General features: G+C 74.9%; 12 protein-coding genes. 9 read left to right on the top strand and 3 right to left on the bottom strand.

The window, feature by feature from the left end; all coding sequences use genetic code 11:
• Window positions 1–71 precede the first annotated feature (71 nt).
• Window positions 72–4,046: a type VII secretion protein EccCa gene (gene eccCa / locus KBX06_RS04610; RefSeq protein WP_210832856.1), complete on the bottom strand. Its 3,975-nt coding sequence runs from the start codon at window positions 4,044–4,046 to the stop codon at window positions 72–74.
• Window positions 4,047–4,147: 101 nt separating this feature from the next.
• Between eccCa and eccD the strand changes: the two genes are divergently transcribed.
• The gene (eccD, locus tag KBX06_RS04605; RefSeq protein WP_210832855.1) at window positions 4,148–5,548 is read left to right on the top strand and encodes a type VII secretion integral membrane protein EccD; all 1,401 of its coding nucleotides are present in this window, start codon (window positions 4,148–4,150) and stop codon (window positions 5,546–5,548) included.
• Between the two features lie 35 nt (window positions 5,549–5,583).
• On the opposite strand, the gene KBX06_RS04600 is transcribed toward eccD, so the two are convergent.
• Window positions 5,584–6,090, bottom strand: coding sequence for an inorganic diphosphatase (locus tag KBX06_RS04600; RefSeq protein ID WP_210832854.1), 507 nt, complete (start codon window positions 6,088–6,090; stop codon window positions 5,584–5,586).
• Between the two features lie 528 nt (window positions 6,091–6,618).
• On the opposite strand from KBX06_RS04600, the gene dacB reads away from it, so the two are divergent.
• The 4 genes from dacB to KBX06_RS04580 all read left to right on the top strand — a co-directional run bounded on the left by dacB (window position 6,619) and on the right by KBX06_RS04580 (window position 11,990).
• Window positions 6,619–8,028, top strand: a complete 1,410-nt coding sequence (dacB, locus tag KBX06_RS04595; RefSeq protein WP_307854423.1) for a D-alanyl-D-alanine carboxypeptidase/D-alanyl-D-alanine-endopeptidase — start codon at window positions 6,619–6,621, stop codon at window positions 8,026–8,028.
• Window positions 8,029–8,205: 177 nt separating this feature from the next.
• Entirely contained in the window at window positions 8,206–9,276 is a 1,071-nt protein-coding gene (locus KBX06_RS04590) for a zinc-dependent metalloprotease (RefSeq protein ID WP_210832852.1), read from the top strand.
• A 10-nt stretch (window positions 9,277–9,286) separates the two neighbouring features.
• Window positions 9,287–10,279 carry a tRNA lysidine(34) synthetase TilS gene (gene tilS / locus KBX06_RS04585; protein WP_210832851.1) on the top strand — a complete coding sequence of 331 codons (993 nt, stop codon included), beginning with the start codon at window positions 9,287–9,289 and terminating at the stop codon, window positions 10,277–10,279.
• A 70-nt stretch (window positions 10,280–10,349) separates the two neighbouring features.
• Complete coding sequence (locus KBX06_RS04580; RefSeq protein ID WP_210832850.1) at window positions 10,350–11,990, top strand: gamma-glutamyltransferase family protein; 1,641 nt, start codon at window positions 10,350–10,352, stop codon at window positions 11,988–11,990.
• Between the two features lie 30 nt (window positions 11,991–12,020).
• Here KBX06_RS04580 and KBX06_RS04575 read toward each other — a convergent pair whose 3' ends face one another.
• Window positions 12,021–12,980 (bottom strand): GlxA family transcriptional regulator, encoded by a 960-nt coding sequence (locus KBX06_RS04575; protein WP_210832849.1) that lies wholly within the window; start codon window positions 12,978–12,980, stop codon window positions 12,021–12,023.
• A 150-nt stretch (window positions 12,981–13,130) separates the two neighbouring features.
• On the opposite strand from KBX06_RS04575, the gene KBX06_RS04570 reads away from it, so the two are divergent.
• From KBX06_RS04570 to folE, 4 genes are all read left to right on the top strand, one after another.
• Window positions 13,131–13,268, top strand: a complete 138-nt coding sequence (locus tag KBX06_RS04570; RefSeq protein WP_210832848.1) for a hypothetical protein — start codon at window positions 13,131–13,133, stop codon at window positions 13,266–13,268.
• Window positions 13,269–13,368: 100 nt separating this feature from the next.
• The gene (gene hpt / locus KBX06_RS04565) at window positions 13,369–13,944 is read left to right on the top strand and encodes a hypoxanthine phosphoribosyltransferase (RefSeq protein ID WP_210832847.1); all 576 of its coding nucleotides are present in this window, start codon (window positions 13,369–13,371) and stop codon (window positions 13,942–13,944) included.
• Between the two features lie 495 nt (window positions 13,945–14,439).
• A complete protein-coding gene (gene ftsH / locus KBX06_RS04560) occupies window positions 14,440–16,470 on the top strand; it encodes an ATP-dependent zinc metalloprotease FtsH (RefSeq protein ID WP_210832846.1) in 2,031 nt (676 codons plus the stop codon).
• Window positions 16,471–16,508: 38 nt separating this feature from the next.
• Window positions 16,509–17,174: a GTP cyclohydrolase I FolE gene (gene folE / locus KBX06_RS04555; protein WP_101413068.1), complete on the top strand. Its 666-nt coding sequence runs from the start codon at window positions 16,509–16,511 to the stop codon at window positions 17,172–17,174.
• The last annotated feature ends 36 nt before the right edge of the window (window positions 17,175–17,210 follow it).

Below are 17,210 nucleotides of genomic sequence, written 5' to 3'. Positions count from 1 at the left end.
TCGCGACGCAAACATGACGATCGGAGATTACCGGTTCCCCGCCGCCTTGCGGGGCGTTCCCGGGACACCGGTCACGGCGGCGGCAGATGGGCCAGCTGGATCAGGCGTACGCCCTCGCGCCGGGTGACCAGCCGGCCGCGCCCCGGGGGCAGCGGGCCCGGCCGGACCGGGCCGACCAGCGCCCCCTCCTCGGGGCTGCCCGCCATCACCAGCCCCGAGGTGGAGAGTTCGCGCAGGCGCTGCACGAGCGGCTCGTACTGGGCCCGGCCGGCACCGCCCGAGCGGCGGACGAGCACCAGGTGCAGCCCGACGTCCCGGGCGTGCGGCAGGTGCTCCTCCAGGGCGCGCAGCGGGTTGGACGGCCCGCTGGCGACCAGGTCGTAGTCGTCGACCAGCACGAACAGCTCCGGCCCGGACCACCACGACCGCTGCCGCAGCTGCGCGGGCGTCACGTCGGGCCCGGGCACCCGCCCCGCCATGTAGCCGGCGGCGGACTCGACCAGGTCGGTGGTGTGCGCCGCGGCGGAGCCGTACCCGATCAGGTGCGGCGACGCCGACTCGGTCAGGTCCACCAGGCTGCGGCGGTAGTCGACCAGGATGACCCGGGCCTGCTCGGGGGTGAACCGGCTCATGATCGAGGTGGCCAGCGCGCGCAGGAACGACGACTTGCCGCACTCGGCGTCGCCGAAGACCACGAAGTGCGGCTCGGTGGCGAAGTCCAGCACCACCGGGCGCAGGTCCGCCTCGGCGATCCCCACCGGGATGCGCAGGCCGGTGGTCGCGGTCGGGTCCAGCTCGGCGTACGGGAGCACCGGCGGCAGCAGTCGCACCGGGGGCGCGACCGGGCCGGCCCAGCTCCCGGCGGCCTGTCCGACCAGGTCCGTCATGTCCCCGCCGGAGGCGGCGAGCTGCGGCAGCGCGGTGAGGAAGTGCAGGCTCTCCGCCGTGACGCCCCGGCCGGGGGTCTTCTCCGGCACGTTCGCCGCCGCCCGGCGGGCCACCAACGAGTCGGCCGGGTCGCCGAGGCGCAGCTCCAGCCGGGAACCGAAGAGGTCCCGGATCGCCGGCCGGAAGTCCAGCCAGCGCACCGCCGTCGCCACCACGTGGACCCCGTACGACAGCCCCCGGGTGGCCAGGTCGGTGACGAGCGGCTCCAGGTCGTCGTACTCGCCGCGCAGCGTGGCCCAGCCGTCCACCACCAGGAACACGTCACCGAACGGGTCGGCCGCGGGCTGGCCGGTGCGCGCCAGCGCGGCCCGGCGCTGCCGCCAGGCGGCCATCGACTCCACGCCCAGCTCGGCGAAGCGTCGTTCCCGGTCGACCAGCAGGGTCGCGATCTCGCCGACCGTACGCCGGACGGCTGTCGGGTCGGCGCGGCCGGTGACCCCGCCGACGTGCGGCAGGTCGCGCAGCGCGGCCAACCCGCCGCCGCCGAAGTCGAGGCAGTAGACCTGCACCTCGGCGGGGGTGTGGGTGAGCGCCAGGGCGCAGATCAGCGTGCGCAGCGCCGTCGACTTGCCACTCTGCGGCCCGCCGACCACCGCGGCGTGGCCGGCGGCGCCGTCCAGCGCCAGCCAGAGCAGGTCGCGGCGCTGCTCGAAGGGCTTGTCGACCACCGCGACCGGCACCTGGAGCGCGCCGTGCAGCTCCGGGTTGCCGAAGGTGAGACCGCGCGCCGGGTCGGCGCCGACCGGCCCGAGCAGTTCGTCCAGCGTCGGTGCCCGGCCGAGCGGGGGGAGCCACACCTGGTGGGCGGGCGGCCCCTGCCCGGCCAGCCGGTCGATCATCAGCTCCAGCAGGCTCTCCGTGCCGCCCTCGTCGGCCGTGGCGGGCAGGGCGGGCGGCCCGACGGGCTCCGGCCTGGGCACGAGGTGGGTGGAGAAGGCGAGCAGGCGCGGGGCCCCGGTGCCGCCCGCGCCCGGCGCCGCGCCGCGCCGGCGCAGCGCCCCCGAGACGTACGCGGCCTTGAACCGCACCAGCGGTTCGGTGCCGAAGCGCAGGTAGCCGTGGCCGGGTGAGCGGGGCAGCTCGTGCGCGTCCGGCACCCCGAGCACCGTGCGGGACTCCAGCGCCGAGAAGGTCCGCAGCCCGATCCGGTACGACAGATGGGTGTCCAGCCCGCGCAGCCGACCCTCCTCCAGCCGCTGCGAGGCCAGCAGCAGGTGCACGCCGAGCGACCTGCCCAGCCGGCCGATCTGCACGAACAGGTCGATGAAGTCGGGCTTGGCCGACAGCAGCTCGGAGAACTCGTCGCAGATCAGCAGCAGCGACGGCAGCGGGGCGAGGGGGGTGCCGGCGGCGCGGGCCCGCTCGTAGTCGCGCAGGCTCGCGAAGTTGCCGGCCCGACGCAGCAGTTCCTGGCGGCGGACCAGCTCGCCGTTGATGGCGTCGACCATCCGGTCGACCAGCGGCAGCGCGTCGGCCAGGTTGGTGATCACCGCGGCGGTGTGCGGCAGCCGGTCGAAGGAGGCGAAGGTCGCGCCGCCCTTGAAGTCGATCAGTACGAAGTTGAGCTGCTCCGAGCTGTGCGTGGCGGCCAGCCCGAGCACCAGGGTGCGCAGCAGCTCGGACTTGCCGGAGCCGGTCGCCCCGATCAGCAGGCCGTGCGGCCCCATGCCGTCCTGCGCCGACTCCTTCAGGTCCAGCTCGATGGCGCCGCCGTCGGTGCCCATTCCGATCGGCACCCGCAGCCGGTCCCGGGTGGACCGGGGTGCCCATCCCTGCTCCGCGGTGAAGCTCTCCGGGTCGCCGAGACCCAGCAGCTCGGGCAGGCCCAGCTCGGCGCCCGGCGGGGCGTCCGGACCGCGTGCCGCGCTGGCCAGCCGCAGCGGGGCCAGCCGGCGGGCGACGGCCTCCGCGTCGACGAGGTGCAGCCGGTCCGCCGTACCGACCTCGGCGTGCCCCTGCGCGGAGTGGGAGTGCAGTCGGCCCCGACGCAGCTCCAGCAGCAGCGCGAACCGGTCCAGCAGGCGCGGCGGCGGGGTGTCCAGGTCGATGATCGTGACGGCGTCGATGCCGCCGTCGCCGGTCAGGTCGGTGGCCCCGGTCAGGTCGCCCCCGTCGAGCACCACCACCACGTGCGGGCCGTCGGTGGCCGGGCCGGCCGGGCTGAACCGGGACCGGCTGGCCAGCACCTCGTCCAGCAGCCCCTCCAGTTCGGCCCCCGCGCTGGTGACCAGCCGGACCGGGCCGAGCGCGTCGGTGCGGGTGGGGTGGTGGGCGTGCGGCAGCCACTTGACCCACTCCCAGGCGGCCCGTCGCTCCGGCCCGGCGCAGACGGCGACGAGCAGCTCGTCCGGGGCGTGGAAGACCGCGAGCTGGGCGAGCATCGCCCGGGCCAGCGCCTGGGCGGCGGGCCCGTCGCCGTCGTCGGCGGGGCCGGTGGTGGCGTCGCGTACGAAGACCCGGGCGAAGCTGCGCAGCGACAGCGCCACCGGCAGGTCGGGCACCACGGAGTAGGCGTCCAGGAAGCGGCGCAGCGCGCCGGCGGTCATCGGTTCCAGCTCCTCCAGCGGGCGGGTGACCGGGGGCACCAGCGGGGTGGCGAGGGTCTGCGGGCCGACGGCGACCCGGACCACCGCGAAGTCCGGGTCGGTGGGGCGGCGTTCCCAGACCCGGTGGCTGTCGACGGTCGACCAGAGCCGGCCGGGGTCGGGGTGCCGGTAGTAGAGCCCGGCGCGCTGCTGCCCGGCGGTCTGCCGGACCCGGCGTCGCAGCACGGTCAGGTGCCGCAGGTAGTCGCGCCGGGCGGTCATCATCTCCGACTTCTTCGGGGTGCCGGAGGCGCTGCCCCACGAGTTCGCCAGCATGGCCAGCGAGGAGAGGCCGAACATCCCGCCGACCACGTAGGAGTAGGCGCTGCCGCCGCGGCCGAACATCATCGCCATCGCCACGGTGCCGCCGAGCATGGGCAGCACCATGAGCAACTGCTGCCAGCGTCCGCCGGCGACGGCGGGGATCTCCGGCGGCGCGTCCACCGGCAGCTCACCCACCGGAATCTCCGGCGCCGGTCGGCGGGGTGGCCGCTTGATGACGACAGTGGACACTCGACCTCCTGACAGCGCTCGGTAACCCGAGCCTGGCTCATGGTAGGTAAAGTCCTGTCGTCCGCGCAGCCACCAACCCCGCCGGAGATGGAGATCAGTCGATGACAATCGGGCTGGCCCGGGTCACCGTCAGCGCCCCCCAGCGGCGGGTCGACGTCGCGCTGCCCGATCAGGTACCCCTGGCCGAGCTGCTGCCCGAGGTGCTGCGGCACGCCGGCGAGGGGCTCGCCGACGACGGCGAACGGCACGGCGGCTGGGTGCTGCGGCGCACCGACGGCGCGGTGCTGACCACCGCCCAGGCGCTGCTGCCACAGGGGGTCCGCGACGGCGAGGTGCTGCACCTCGTGCCGGCCCGCGCGCAGTGGCCCGAGCTGGAGTACGACGACGTGGTCGAGGCGATCGCCGACGGCGCCCGGCGGCGCGGCGGGGCGTGGTCACCCGCCGCCACCCGGGCCGCCGCCCTGGCCGGGGCCGCCGTGCCGCTGGCCGTCGGGCTGCTCGCCGTGACGGCCGGCGGGCCGGCGCACGAGGCGGCCTGGCCGGCCGCCGCCGTGGTGGCGCTCCTGCTCACCCTCGCCGGGGTGGTGGCCTCCCGCGCCCACGCCGACGGGCCGGCCGGCGCGACCCTGGGCGGCTACGCCCTGCCGTACGCGGCGGTGGCCGGCGCCCTCGCGGTCAGCTCCGGCGACCCGGTCGGGCCGGTCCCGGGGCTGCGCTGGATCGGCGCGCCCGAGCTGCTGGCCGGCTCGGTGGCGCTGCTGCTGGTGTCGGTGCTCGGGCTGGTCGGCGTCGCCACCCGGCTGCGGGTCTTCGTGGCGGGTGCCACCGCCGGGTTCGCCGGCACGCTGGCGGCCCTCGGCGGGCTGCTGCTCAGCCCGGCCGGCACGGCGGCGGTCCTGCTCTGTGTGCTGGTCTTCGCCGTGGGGGCGGTGCCGCTGCTGGCCATCCGGCTCGGCAAGGTGCCGCTGCCCCCGATCACCCTGCCCACCGGCGAGCCGGGCGACGCCGACGGGGCCCGCGACCTGCCCGACGCCGACCGGGTCTACGCGGCGGTGGCCCGCACCGAGGAGATGCTCACCGGGATGCTGCTCGGGCACGCCGTGCTGGCGGTCGCCGCCGCGGTGGTGCTGGGCCTCTCCGGCGGTACGGCGGGCCGGCTGCTGGTGGCGGTCGCCGCAGCCGTGCTGCTGCTCCGCTCCCGGCTGTTCGTGTCCGTGCGCCACCGGGTGCCGACCGTCGCCGCCGGCCTCGCCGGGTACGCCGTACTGGGCGCCGTGCTCGTCGACGGGTCCGGCCCGGCGGTCCGGCTCGCGCTGGTCGTCGGCGGGCTGGCGCTGGCCCTCGTGGCGGTGGCCGCCGGCACCACGTACGCCAGCCGGCCGGTCTCCCCGTACGTCGGCCGGATCGCGGACCTGACCGACACCGCCCTGGTGGTGTCGGTGGTGCCCGTCGCCTGCGCGGTGCTCGACCTCTACGAACGGGCCCGGGGGCTGCTCGGCTGAGCGGCCCCCGGGCCCGTCGACGGTCGGTGCCGGGGTCAGTGCGTGGACTCGCCGCGCGCCTCGGCCTCCCGGGCCCGCCGGTACGACGCCACGATCTCCGCCTCGGCCTCGATGCGCCCCACCCACGTGGCGCCCTCGACCGACTTGCCGGGCTCCAGGTCCTTGTAGACCTCGAAGAAGTGCTGGATCTCCAGCCGGTCGAACTCGCCGAGGTGGTGGATGTCGCGCAGGTGCTCCTGGCGCGGGTCCTCGTAGGGCACGCAGAGGACCTTGTCGTCGCCGCCCTTCTCGTCCGTCATCCGGAACATGCCGATGGTGCGGCACCGGATCAGGCAGCCCGGGAAGGTGGGCTCGGGAACCAGCACGAGCGCGTCCAGCGGGTCGCCGTCCTCGCCCAGTGTCCCCTCGATGAAGCCGTAGTCGGCCGGGTACTGCGTGGAGGTGAAGAGGGTACGGTCCAGCCGGATCCGGCCGGTCGCGTGGTCGACCTCGTACTTGTTGCGGTGACCCTTGGGGATCTCAACCGTCACGTCGAAATCCATCTGCACGCTCCCTCGTCTGCCCACGCTGGCCAACGGAAACCAGCGGCACGCCGCTCCACGGATGAATGCCCACCCGCGGGCTCCGGCCGCCGCATAGTGTTCGGACCGAAGTAGTGTCACCCAAGCAGATTTCCGCCGGGCGAGGAGGGGGCCGTGGGGAGGGAAGATTCACACTACCGCCCGGATGCCGATGCTGGACGGGGTACCGGGCGTTCTGCTTCCGGCGGCGCCACCGGGCGCTTCCCGGTCCCCGACGCGCACCTTCCCCGCCCGCCGGCGTCCTCCGGCGACCGCGAGCCGACGTCCGGCCGGCCCGTGCCACCGTACGACCGCGAGCTGACGCCGGGCCCACCCGCGGGCGGCGGTGTCCCGGCCGGCCTGGTGCCCGGCGGCCAGGCCGGCCCGGAGCGCCGACCGCCGTCGACCGATCTGTGGGCCGCCGCCGCGCCCCGGCCCGCCGGCGGGCCGCCCGGCCCGGGCCGCCCGGAGCCGCCCGCGCCGACCTCCCGCCGTCGCCGGGCCCTGCCCGTGGTGCTGGCCACGGTGCTCGTGCTGGTCCTGGCCGCGGTCGGGATCGCCGTGGTCCGTCCCGGACCGGTGGCGGACTGGCTGGGCGACGAGCCCACCGGCCGGACCACTGCGCCAGCGGCCGAACCGGTGCCCGTGGCGGTGCTGGCCGGCGCGGACGCGAACGCCCCGATGCCCACCCCCGAGGGCGTACGCTCGGCGCTCGCCCCGCTCGTGGGCGTGCCCGCCCTCGGCGACCGGGTGCACGTCTCGGTGGCCGACGTGGCGACCGGCCAGCCGCTCTTCGGCCTGGGCGAGGACGCCGGCACGGTGCCCGCCTCGGTGACCAAGCTCGTCACCGGGGTCACGGTGCTCGCCGCGCGTGGTCCGGCGTACCGCATTCCGACCCGGGCGGTTTCCGGCGCGGCCCCGGGCGAGGTGGTGATCGTCGGCGGCGGGGACCCCACGCTGGCGGTCGACAGGAAGGGCTTCTACCCGGGCGCGGCCCGGCTGGACGACCTGGCCGCCCAGGTGCGCGACGCCCTCGGTGGCGCGAAGCCGACGAAGGTCACGGTCGACTCGTCGCTCTACTCCGGGCCGGTCTTCGAGCCGGGTTGGGACGACGACATCCCCACCGGCGGCTACGGCGGCGCGATCACGGCGCTGATGACCGACGGGGCCCGCAGCGACGTGACCCGCGCGAAGAAGGACGGGGCGGACGGCAACCACTGGGCGGAGCGGGTCTCCCGGCCCGACCTCGCCGCCGGTCGGGCCTTCGCCCGGCTGCTCGGCGTGCCGGCCGGGGCCGTCGCGCGCGGCACCGCCCCCGCCGCCGGCACCGCCACCCCGGGGCCCGGCGCCGAGCTGGGCAGGGTGGAGTCGCTGCCGATGGTCCGGCTGGTCGACATCATGATCAGCGACAGCGACAACATCGTCGCCGAGGCACTGGCCCGGCAGGTCGCACTGGCCCGCAACGAGCCCGCCTCGTTCGCCGGCGCCGGCGCGGCGATGGACGCGGTGGCCGCGGAGCTGGGCCTGCCGGCCGACGAACTCACCCTCGCCGACGGCAGCGGCCTGTCGCGCAGCAACCGGATCAGCCCCTCGCTGCTCACCGACCTGATCGCGCTCGCCGGCGACGGCAGCCGCCCCGAGCTGGCCGCGATCTTCGGCGGCCTGCCCGTCGCCCGATGGTCCGGCACTCTCGCAGACCGGTTCGAGACGGCGGCGACGAGGGCCGGCGCCGGGGTGGTCCGGGCCAAGACCGGCACGTTGACCAAGGTGCACGCCATCGCCGGCCTGGTCAGCACGGGCGACGGGCGGCTGCTCACCTTCGCGGTGCTCACCGACGAGGTGCCCCCGGACGGGCTGACGGCCGCCCGGGCGGCGCTGGACCGGATCGGCGCCGCCCTGGCCGGCTGCGGCTGCCGCTGACCGCACTCGGACGGGACCCCCTGGGCGCCGGCCCCGGGTGGAGCGCTTCTCAACGTCCCGGCCGCCCTCGGACGGGAGCGCCGTCGCGCCGTGTCGGCCCCGGGCGGGCGCGGGAGCGGCGTCGATCCCCGGCGCGAGCCCGGGCCGGGGTGTCGCGGCGCGGGTACGGTGGGGTGCATGGCGCAGTTCGTGGACTGGGATCTGGCCGCCGCGACCGCGGCGGCGCTGAGCAAGTCGGGCCCCCGGGTGTCGTACACCGAGGCCACCGATGTGGTCGCGCAGCTGCGGCGGTTGACCGACGAGGCGGCGGGGCACGTCGCGGACTACACGGGCCTCCGCTCGCAGGTGTCCCACCCGCCGGTGCGGGTGGTCGACCGGCGGGACTGGGCGGCGACCAACATCGCCGGGCTGCGCGAGGTGATCACCCCGCTGGTCGGCCGGCTCACCAGGGACAAGCAGCCGGGCGCGCTGACCGAGGCGATCGGCTCCCGGGTCACCGGCGTGCAGGCCGGCACCGTGCTGGCCTACCTCTCCGGCCGGGTCCTCGGCCAGTACGAGGTCTTCTCCGCCGACCCGGGGCAACTGCTGCTGGTCGCGCCGAACATCGTCGAGGTGGAGCGCAAGCTGGGGGCCGACCCGCGGGACTTCCGGCTCTGGGTCTGCCTGCACGAGGTGACCCACCGCACCCAGTTCACGGCCGTACCGTGGATGCGGGCGTACTTCCTCAGCGAGGTGCAGGCCTTCGTGGACGCGTCGTCCAGCGGCGGCGAGCACCTGTTGGAGCGGCTGCGCCGGGGCGTGGCCACGCTCTCCGACGCGGTGAAGGACCCGGAGAGCCGCACCAGCGTGCTGGACATCGTCCAGACCCCGGGGCAGCGGGCCGTGCTGGACCGGCTCACCGCGCTGATGACCCTGCTGGAGGGGCACGCCGAGTTCGTCATGGACGGCGTCGGCCCGCAGGTGGTCCCGAGCGTCGAGCGGATCCGGGCGGCGTTCAACCGGCGCCGCGAGACCGGCAACCCGCTGGAGAAGGCCATCCGTCGGCTGCTCGGCGTGGAGGTCAAGATGCGCCAGTACGCCGAGGGCCGCAAGTTCGTGCACGGTGTCGTCGACCGGGTCGGCATGGATGGCTTCAACAAGATCTTCGGCTCGCCGCTCACCCTGCCCCGGCTGGACGAGCTCGGCGACCCGGACGCCTGGGTGGCGCGGGTGCACGGGCCGGTCGGCCCGGCCCCGACCGTCGGCTGACCGTACGCCGGTGGCCGCGCTCGCCCCGCCGGTGGCCGCGCTCCGCGTCGCGGTCCGCCGCGCGCTGGCCGACCTGCCGTCCGGGGGGCCCGTGCTGGTCGCCTGCTCGGGCGGCGCGGACTCGCTCGCGCTGGCCGCCGCCACCGTGTTCGTGGCACCCCGGCTGGGCCGCGCCGCCGGACTGGTGACGGTCGACCACGGCCTCCAGGAGGGGTCGGCGCAGCGGGCCGCGGCGGTGGTGACGTGGGCGCGCGAGGCCGGCCTGGCACCGGTCGAGTCGGTACGGGTCGAGGTGGCCGGGCGGCCGGGCGGTCCCGAGGCGGCCGCCCGCGAGGCCCGTTACCAGGCGTTGGCCCAGGCGGCCCGCCGGCTCGGGGCGGCGGCCCTGCTCACCGGGCACACCCGCGACGACCAGGCGGAGACCGTGCTGCTCGCGCTCGCCCGGGGCGCCGGCCCGCGCGGTCTGGCCGGGATGCCCGCCCGACGGGACCTCGACGGGGTGCCGCTGCTGCGCCCGCTGCTGGAGGTCGGCCGGGAGCAGACCCGTACGGCGTGCGCGGTGCTCGGGCTGAGCCCGTGGGAGGACCCGCACAACGCCGACCCCTCGTACGCCCGGGCCCGGGTCCGGGCCGACCTGCTGCCCGCCCTGGTCCGTGCGCTCGGGCCGGGGGTGCTGGACAACCTGGCCCGGACCGCGCGGCTGGTGGCGGCGGACAACGCCGTCCTCGACGACCTGGCCGCCGCCGCGCTGGCCGACGTGCGCCACCCCGAGGGCGGGCTCGCGGTGCGCGGGCTGTCCGATCTCCCGCCCGCGGTGCGCGGCCGGGTGCTGCACGCCTGGGCCCGGGAGTTGGGCGCCCCGCCCGCCGCCCTGTCGCACGGGCACGTGACCGCCCTGGACACGCTGGTCACCGGCTGGCGTGGGCAGGGGGCGGCGCACCTGCCGGGCGGGCTGCGGGTGCTGCGCCGCGACGGCCGGCTCACCGTCGTCGGCACCCGCTGATTCCCGCCGCCGGAGACCGGGGCCCGGTTCCGGGGCCGCGGGATCCGCCGGGAGGCGGTAGACATGGCGCATGGCGTACCCCCGACAGCCGCTCTTCGCGCCGCACGGCGCGGTGGCGACGAGCCAGCCGCTGGCCGCGGCGGCCGGCCTGGCCGTGCTGCGACGCGGCGGCAACGCCGTCGACGCGGCCCTGGCCACCGCGATCACCCTGACCGTGGTGCAGCCCCCGTCCAACGACATCGGTGGCGACCTGTTCGCGATCGTCTGGGACGGCGAGCGGCTGCACGGCCTCAACGCCTCGGGCCGGTCCCCGGCGGCCCTGACCCGCGAGCGGGTGCTCGCCGCGACCGGGGGGCGCGGCGCGGCTCCGGTCGACGCGCTGGGCGGCGCGCAGCGGGTGGGGCCGGCGATGCCCGCCCGGGGCTGGCTGCCGGTGACCGTGCCCGGCGCCCCGGCCGGCTGGCGCGACCTGCACGACCGGTTCGGCTCACTGCCCTTCGCCGACCTCTTCGCCGACGCGATCGGCTACGCCGAGCACGGCCACCCGGTGTCCCCCGGCGTGGCGGGGATCTGGGCGCGGGCCCTCGCCGCGCCCGCCCCGACCGGCCCGGAATTCGCGGAGTTCGACCGGGTCTTCGCGCCCGGCGGCCGGGCTCCCCGGGCGGGGGAGCGGTGGCGCAACCCGGATGCGGCGCGGACCCTGCGGCTGATCGCCGAGACCGGGGCGGCGGACTTCTACCGGGGCGGGATCGCGGCGGCGCTGGCCGCGCACGCGGCCCGCACCGGCGGCCTGCTCACCGGCGACGACCTGGCCCGGCACACCTCGACCTGGGTGACCCCCGTGTCCGTCCACTACCGGGGTCACGAGGTCTGGGAGCTGCCGCCCAACGGGCAGGGCCTGGCGGCGCTGCTGGCGCTGCACATCCTGGACGGGGCGGATCTCGCCGGGCTGCCGCTCACCGAGCGGCTGCACCGACAGATCGAGGCGATGAAACTCGGCTTCGCCGACGCGCACGCCCACGTCGCCGACCCGGAGCGGGTGCCGGTGCCGACGGAGGCGCTGCTCTCGCCGGGATACGCGGCGGCCCGCCGCGCGCTGATCACCGAGCGGGCCGCGGAGCCGGCCGCCGGCGACCCGGAGCGCGGCGGCACGGTCTATCTCTGCACCGCCGACGCGGGCGGCATGATGGTCAGCCTGATCCAGTCGACCTACCTGGCCTTCGGCTCCCGCGTGGTGCTGCCCGGGCACGGCTTCGCGTTGCAGAACCGGGGGCTGGGGTTCCGCCTCGACCCCGCCCATCCCAACGTGGTGGGGCCGGCGAAGCGGCCCTTCCACACCATCATCCCCGGCTTCCTCACCCGCGACGGGCGGCCCGTGGGCCCGTTCGGGGTGATGGGCGGGCACATGCAGCCGCAGGGGCACGTGCAGCTGGTCTCGGCGACGCTCGACGGCGGGCTCGACCCGCAGGCGGCACTGGACGCGCCGCGCTGGTACTGGCACGCCGGCCGGTCGGTGCTGGTCGAGCCGGAGCTGGTCGCCACCGCCGAGGGCCGCGCCGCGCTCGCCGAGCTGCGGGCCCGGGGCCACGAGATCGCCGTCGCGGAGGAGCCGGGGGTCTTCGGGCACGGGCAGGCGATCTGGCGGCTGCCGGACGGCGGCTACGTCGTCGGCTCCGAACCCCGGGTGGGCGGTGGGATGCTCGGCTGGTGACCGGGCTCCCGGCCCCGCCCTTTCCGGGGCTCAGGCCTGCACCCGGTCGCGGAAGGTGACCCGGTAGGTGTGCGGGGTGGCGCCGACCCGGCGGGCGAAGTGGTGCCGCAGCGCCGCCGAGTCGCCGAAGCCGGCCCGGTCGGCCACGGCCTCGACGCTGAGCCCGGTCTCCTCCAGCAGCCGCCGGGCCAGCAGCACCCGCTGGTTGGTCAGCCAGTCGTGCGGCGTGGTGCCGGTCTCCGCGCGGAACCGCCGGGCGAACGTACGCGGGGACATCTCGGCCCGGGCGGCCAGCTCGTCGACGGTGACCGGGCGGTCCAGGTGCCCCATCAGCCACTCCAGCACCGGTTCCAGGGTGGGTGCCTCGGGGGTCCTGGGAATGGGCGCCTCGACGTACTGCGCCTGCCCACCGTCGCGGTGCGGGGGGACCACCATCCGGCGGGCCAGCCGGGTGGCCGTGGCGGAGCCGTGTTCCTGGCGGACCAGGTGCAGGCAGGCGTCGATGCCGGCGGCCGTGCCGGCGCTGGTGAGCAGCCGGTCGTCCTGCACGTAGAGCGAGTTGCACCGGACCCTGGCGCTCGGGTGGCGGCGTTGCAGCTCGTCGACGTGGCGCCAGTGGGTGGTGCACTCCCGGCCGTCGAGCAGCCCCGCCTCGCCCAGCACGAACGCCCCGGAGCAGACGCTGAACACGTACGCCCCGCGGTCGGCGGCCCGGCGTAGTGCGGCGAGCACGGATGCCGGCACGACAGCGCCGTCGTGGTGGGCCGGGACGGCGACGAGGTCGGCCTCCTCCATCGGGCCGAGGTCGGCGTGCGGGGTCAGCTGGAAGCCCGACGAGGTGCGGACCGGGGCACCGTGGGGGCTGCACACGTGGAAGCGGTAGGCGGGGAACCCGTCGGCGGTGCGGTCGGTCCCGAAGACCTCCGCGAGGACTCCGAGCTCGAACGTGGCGACCTGGTCCAGAGCGAGGACGGCGACCGATCTGAGCATGTGACGAGGGTAACCGTGCGGGTGGCAGGAAATCGAGGGGTGGTGGCATCACTGCCACTGTCCGGATGCTGGGGGTCAACGGAGACTGGTTCCAGTCCGGTGCGCACCGGCGGCGAAAACGACAGCAACCATGCGAAAGCGAGCGCCGCCATGGAGATCCTCTTCTTCCTCTTCTTCCTCTTCGTCCTCGCCTTGGCCTCGGCCGTCGGCCTCACCGCCGACAGCCGGGACTCAGCCGACTGGAAGCCGTCCGACGACGGCCGGCGCTGGCGGTCCCGTCCCTGCTGAGGTGGATCGCGGCCTTCGTGGCGTTCGTCCGGGTTGCCGCCCGCCGAAAAGGGGCGGCCCCGCCGACGGAGGCCATCCGGCGTACGGCAGGCTAGGAGCCATGGCTGACGGCTCCTGGTACGACGCCGACATCGACCACGTGATCATCTCCGAGGCGCAGATCCGCGAGAAGACCGCGGAGCTCGCCAAGCAGGTGTCGGCGGACTACGCCGAGGTCGATGACGGGCTCCTGTTGGTCTGCGTCCTCAAGGGCGCGGTGATGTTCATGGCCGACTTCGCCCGGGCGCTGGGTCGCAGCGGGCCGCCCGCCGAGCTGGAGTTCATGGCCGTCTCCTCCTACGGCCAGGGCACCACCTCCTCCGGGGTGGTGCGCATCCTCAAGGACCTGGACCGGGACATCGCCGGCCGGCACGTGGTCGTGGTGGAGGACATCGTCGACTCCGGCCTGACCCTGTCCTGGCTGCTGCGCTACCTGGAGTCCCGTTCGGCCGCCAGCGTCGAGGTGGTCGCGCTGTTCCGCAAGCCCGACGCGGTCAAGGTGCCGGTACCGGTGAAGTACGTCGGCTTCGACATCCCGACCGAGTTCGTCGTCGGCTACGGCCTCGACTTCGGCGAGCGCTACCGGGAGCTGCCCTACGTCGGCGTGCTCAAGCCCGAGGTGTACGCCCGGGCCTGAGGCCCTCCGCGTCAGCCCCGACACATCGCCGCCGGTGGAGCGGACGTTCAGCGGGCTCTCAGCGAACCGGACTACGGTGGTGTCCGGTGGCGTGGAGGCTCCCTCCACGCCCGACCCCCGAACCGCTGGACCGGGCGGACGGGGCGCCGGGCGCGGAGTTCGCGTCACGCCGGCTGGACCCGGTTCGCCCTACGCGTAATTGTTGGCTCGCAGGCCCGCTCTTCGCGCGCACGATGATCGGATCGTGCGCGATCGCGGGCCTCACAAACCCGCTCGGTGCGTGCACAGCTGCTCCCTTCGTGCGCCACTGCGGGGCTCGCAAGCTCGCTCCTCGCGTGCACGGTGTACCGTCGAATGACCGCGGCGCGGCAGTTTCGCGCCTCGGGGTCGAGCCGGCCCGCACGGCGGCTCCGGCCGCCGCCGCAGGCGGCGACACCATCAGACGGTCAGGACGTCGATCAGGAGGATGCGGGCGCCTCGGCGCTCGACAACAGCATGGAACGTACGCGTTTCTTCCGCCGACCGGTGGTCTGGATCATCCTGGTCATCCTCGGCGCCGTTGTGCTCAGTCAACTGTTCACCGCTGGTCCCAGCTACCACCGGGTGGACACTTCCGTTGCGCTCGACCAGCTCAACACCGGCCAGCCAAAGATCGAGAAGGTCGTCTTCCAGGACAAGGAACAGACGATCCGGCTCGACCTGGCCGAGAAGGTCAAGTTCGGCGACACCAACACCGACCGGATCGAGGCGCAGTTCCCCTACGAGGTCGGCGACGAGGTCTGGAACGAGGTCCTCGAGGCCAAGGCGAACAACCGGGTCACCGGTCCGGCCGACGCCGAGGTGTCGTCCGACAGCATCTGGGTGAGCCTGCTGGTCAACCTGCTCCCGATCGCCCTGCTGGTGCTCCTGCTGCTCTTCTTCATGTCGCAGATGCAGGGCGGCGGCTCCCGGGTGCTCAACTTCGGCAAGTCCAAGGCGAAGATGATCACCAAGGACACGCCGAAGACCACGTTCGCGGACGTGGCCGGCGCGGAGGAGGCCGTCGAGGAGCTGCACGAGATCAAGGACTTCCTGCAGAACCCGGCGAAGTACCAGGCCCTGGGCGCCAAGATCCCGAAGGGCGTCCTGCTCTTCGGCCCGCCCGGCACCGGTAAGACGCTGCTGGCCCGCGCCGTCGCAGGCGAGGCCGGGGTGCCCTTCTACTCGATCTCCGGCTCGGACTTCGTGGAGATGTTCGTCGGTGTCGGCGCCAGCCGGGTCCGCGACCTCTTCGAGCAGGCCAAGGCGAACGCGCCGGCCATCGTCTTCGTCGACGAGATCGACGCCGTCGGCCGCCACCGCGGCGCCGGCATGGGCGGCGGTCACGACGAACGTGAGCAGACCCTCAACCAACTGCTCGTCGAGATGGACGGCTTCGACACCAAGGGCGGGGTCATCCTGATCGCCGCCACCAACCGGCCGGACATCCTCGACCCGGCGCTGCTGCGCCCGGGCCGCTTCGACCGGCAGATCCCGGTGGACGCCCCCGACATGGAGGGCCGCAAGGCGATCCTGCGGGTGCACGCCAAGGGCAAGCCGTTCACCCCCGACGTCGACCTCGACGCGGTGGCCCGGCGCACCCCCGGCTTCAGCGGTGCCGACCTGGCCAACGTGATCAACGAGTCCGCGCTGCTCACCGCCCGCAAGGACCAGCGGGCGATCACCAACGACTCGCTGGAGGAGTCGATCGACCGGGTGATCGCCGGTCCGCAGCGCCGGACCCGGGTGATGAGTGACCAGGAGAAGAAGATCACGGCGTACCACGAGGGTGGGCACGCGCTGGTCGCCTGGGCGCTGCCGCACGCGGCGCCGGTGCACAAGGTGACGATCCTGTCCCGCGGTCGGTCGTTGGGTCACACCCTGGTCCTGCCCACCGAGGACAAGTACACCCAGACCCGCGCCGAGATGGTCGACACCCTGGCGTACGCGCTGGGTGGCCGGGCCGCCGAGGAACTGGTCTTCCACGAGCCGACCACCGGCGCCGGCAACGACATCGAGAAGGCCACCCAGTTGGCCCGCGCGATGATCACGCAGTACGGCATGAGCTCCAAGCTCGGCGCGATCAAGTACGGCACCAGCGGCGACGAGCCGTTCCTCGGCCGCAACATGGGCCACGAGCGGGACTACTCCGACGCCGTCGCCGCCGAGATCGACGGCGAGATGCGGGCGCTGATCGAGCTGGCCCACGACGAGGCCTGGGAGATCCTGGTGGAGTACCGGGACGTCCTGGACAACATCGTGCTGGAGCTGATGGAGAAGGAGACCCTCTCCACCGCCGACATGGCCCGGATCTGCGCCCGGGTGGCCAAGCGGCCGCCGATGGCGCCGTACAACGGCTTCGGCAAGCGCCAGCCCTCCACCGAGCCGCCGGTGCTCACGCCGGCCGAGAAGGACGCGCTGAAGGTGCAGGCCCAGGCCGACGGCGCCCAGGCGACGGTGGGCGGCGGCACCTCGAGCAACTCCAACAACTCGGACGGTACGCACTGAGCACCGACCCGACGGCCAGTTCCCGGGAGCACCGGGAACTGGCCGTCTCCGCGACCGAGCCGGACGGCGACGACACCCTCGACTACGTCGCCGCACGCCTGATCAGCGGCAGGCTCACCGGTAGGCCCATCGAGGAGACCATGGACCTCGGCCGGATCGAGAAGGCCGTCCGTGAGATCCTCATCGCCGTCGGGGAGGACCCGGACCGCGACGGGCTCCAGCAGACCCCCGCCCGGGTCGCCCGCGCGTACGCCGAACTCTTCGCCGGCCTCCGGGTCGACCCGGCCCAGGTGCTCAGCACCACCTTCGAGGCCAACCACGAGGAGCTGGTGCTCGTCCGGGACATCGACGTGATGAGCCTCTGCGAGCATCACCTGCTGCCGTTCCGGGGCAGCGCCCACATCGGCTACATCCCGGGGCCGGACGGCCGGATCACCGGCCTGTCCAAGCTGGCCCGGCTGGTCGAGGTGTTCGCCCGCCGGCCGCAGGTGCAGGAGCGCCTCACCTCCCAGATCGCCGACCTGCTGATGGAGCGGCTCGCGCCGCGCGGCGTCGTGGTGGTGCTCGAGTGCGAGCACATGTGCATGGCGATGCGCGGCATCCAGAAGTCGGGCGCCAAGACCATCACCTCGGCCGTGCGGGGCACCCTCCAGCGCGACGCCAAGTCGCGTGCCGAGGCGATGGCGCTGATCATCCCCCGCTGACACGGCGACGGACCGGCCGGCCGCCCGCGACCCGGG

This window comes from Micromonospora sp. C31, from assembly GCF_018070575.1.
In the GTDB taxonomy this organism is placed as follows: domain Bacteria; phylum Actinomycetota; class Actinomycetes; order Mycobacteriales; family Micromonosporaceae; genus Micromonospora.
The sequence above is the reverse complement of the archived record's forward strand: the minus strand, read 5'-3'. Positions and strand labels throughout refer to the sequence as shown.

Coding starts and splice junctions, on each gene's coding strand:
- eccD (WP_210832855.1), top strand. CDS start 4,148: ATGACAATCGGGCTGGCCCGGGTCACCGTCAGCGCCCCCCAGCGGCGG.
- KBX06_RS04600 (WP_210832854.1), bottom strand. CDS start 6,090: ATGGATTTCGACGTGACGGTTGAGATCCCCAAGGGTCACCGCAACAAG.
- KBX06_RS04590 (WP_210832852.1), top strand. CDS start 8,206: ATGGCGCAGTTCGTGGACTGGGATCTGGCCGCCGCGACCGCGGCGGCG.
- KBX06_RS04580 (WP_210832850.1), top strand. CDS start 10,350: ATGGCGTACCCCCGACAGCCGCTCTTCGCGCCGCACGGCGCGGTGGCG.
- KBX06_RS04575 (WP_210832849.1), bottom strand. CDS start 12,980: ATGCTCAGATCGGTCGCCGTCCTCGCTCTGGACCAGGTCGCCACGTTC.
- KBX06_RS04570 (WP_210832848.1), top strand. CDS start 13,131: ATGGAGATCCTCTTCTTCCTCTTCTTCCTCTTCGTCCTCGCCTTGGCC.
- hpt (WP_210832847.1), top strand. CDS start 13,369: ATGGCTGACGGCTCCTGGTACGACGCCGACATCGACCACGTGATCATC.
- ftsH (WP_210832846.1), top strand. CDS start 14,440: ATGGAACGTACGCGTTTCTTCCGCCGACCGGTGGTCTGGATCATCCTG.